Source organism: Lysinibacillus sp. GW823-FHT02G10 (genome assembly GCF_058797135.1).
The window spans coordinates 1-1,983 of record NZ_JBXAJI010000021.1 but is presented as its reverse complement, the minus strand read 5'-3'; the positions used below and the strand labels follow the sequence as shown (position 1 = coordinate 1,983).

The following is a 1,983-nucleotide window of genomic DNA, read 5'->3' as shown; positions in this document are numbered from 1 at the left end:
TTTGTATCTTTTGAAAACCCCTTGCTATGCGAGGGGTTCCAAAGAGCTTCTAGCTATGGACAAGAAAAAAACAGCCGAGCAATCAGGTATGTTGGTGAGTATTCGAGCAAAAATAATTGTTTCATCTTTTGTAGTTTATTTGAAAGGGAAGAGTAGCTTAATGATATTCGATCGGCATGCCAACCTGAATACAAATATGGACCAGAACCCCAGCGTTTCACGCGAGAGCAAACCACCAGTCTAACTGGTGGTTCTGATTCATTGTAATCTTAGCAAGATATAGAAGGGGTTAGTAAGCTATTAACTAAGTCGGCTAAAATTTTCAAGCCTTCAGTGAAAGAATAAAATTAGAAGTTATGAAAACCCCAGCATTTGTGGATAGCTAAACATTCTGTAACTTTTTTTAAAATTAAATAATATCAATCACCATCAGTACGTTCTTATAAGACATAGTTAATATAGATAAGGGCTGTGATTTAAATTAAATATTGTTGGGGGCTTAGGCCCTTTATTTTTGTTGTTAAAAATATGTTCTACACTAAAAATTTCCGGAACTAAAATTATTGTTGAAACTACATTAGAATTTAAGTAGCTCTTTACATTTCTTAGAATAACGATATTTCGCCGCATATTCTTATATGATACTGTAATCGAATTTTAGCTAGACACTTGGTTAAAGTTTGCTGCTATGTACATAAGTATCGTCAATAAAGTAGAAAATTTAGTTCTATTCGTCATTCTTCATCCTTATACTATAAAGATTACATCAAAAAGGAGAGGAAATTTTGTGGATTGATGGCGTGTTTTCTGGTGGCGGTTTGAAGGGCTTTGCATTAGTAGGGGCATATCAAGTACTAGAAGCTGAACATTTTCGATTTAAACGTGTAGCTGGTACAAGTGCGGGGGCCATTTTAGCTGCCTTTATTGCTGCGGGTTATAGTGGAAAAGAGATAGAAATGATGCTAGAAGAGTTAGATGTTCCTTCATTACTTGATCCAAGAAGAACAATTTTCCCTTTTCCTTTTATGAAATGGGTAAATGTTTATAATCATTTAGGTCTCTATAAAGGAAAGGCGTTAGAAAAATGGTTTTTCCAAAAGCTAGCTGCAAAAGGAGTATATACTTTTGGTGATCTGCCTAAAGATTCTCTTAAATTAGTAGCTTCAGATTTAACGAATGGTAGAATGATTGTTTTACCAGATGATTTGCATAAATATCAAATTGAAGCAAAGAATTTTTCAGTAGCTTGTGCGTTACGCATGAGTTGCGGTATACCTTTTTTCTTTGAACCAGTTACATTAAAGACTGGGAAGGGTGAATCGGTTATAGTGGATGGTGGTGTTTTAAGTAATTTTCCACTATGGATATTCGATGATAAAGAAGGTCGGAAAGTACGTCCGATTTTAGGTCTGAAACTGAGTAGAAGAAGAGAAGAACAATGTCCTCAAGAAATTAAGAATGGTCTAAATTTATTTGAGGCACTATTTTCAACTATGAAAGATGCACATGATGAAAGGTATATATCAAGACGACACGAAAGAGACATTATTTTTATTCCTGTAGAAGATTATAGTGCAACCCAATTTGATTTAAATGAAGAAACAAAAGAAACTCTATTAGATATAGGAAGAAACCGTACAATTCAATTTTTACGAAATTGGCCAAGATTGAGGTTGTAATTTTTTAAAAAAATAATTATAAAACTATTGACCAATGACAAATAGGGTGTTATTATATAAAAGTTGCTGTTGAGATATGCAGCTACTAAAATATAAAATAAAATAACTGTTTGACATTAAATATAAAACATGTTATTATATAAAAGTTAACTCTTACAGAAGAGTAAACAAAATGAACCTTGAAAACTGAACAAGCAAAACGTAATCAATAAAGTTTTAAGTAGCTAGTTTTGCTAGTGAACGAAACACAATTTTGGACATCAAACATGATGCCAGCAAAATTTGAGCTAATCAAATTTCTTTT

At 32.8% G+C, this 1,983-nt stretch carries 1 protein-coding gene and 1 pseudogene; both read left to right on the top strand.

The annotated features are described in order from the left end of the window. Window positions 1-88 precede the first annotated feature (88 nt). Window positions 89-187: pseudogene (locus AC1RFD_RS22285) on the top strand (IS200/IS605 family transposase); the annotation flags it as partial. Window positions 188-785: 598 nt separating this feature from the next. Further along, entirely contained in the window at window positions 786-1,679 is an 894-nt protein-coding gene (locus tag AC1RFD_RS22280; protein WP_115674652.1) for a patatin-like phospholipase family protein, read from the top strand. Window positions 1,680-1,983 lie beyond the last annotated feature (304 nt).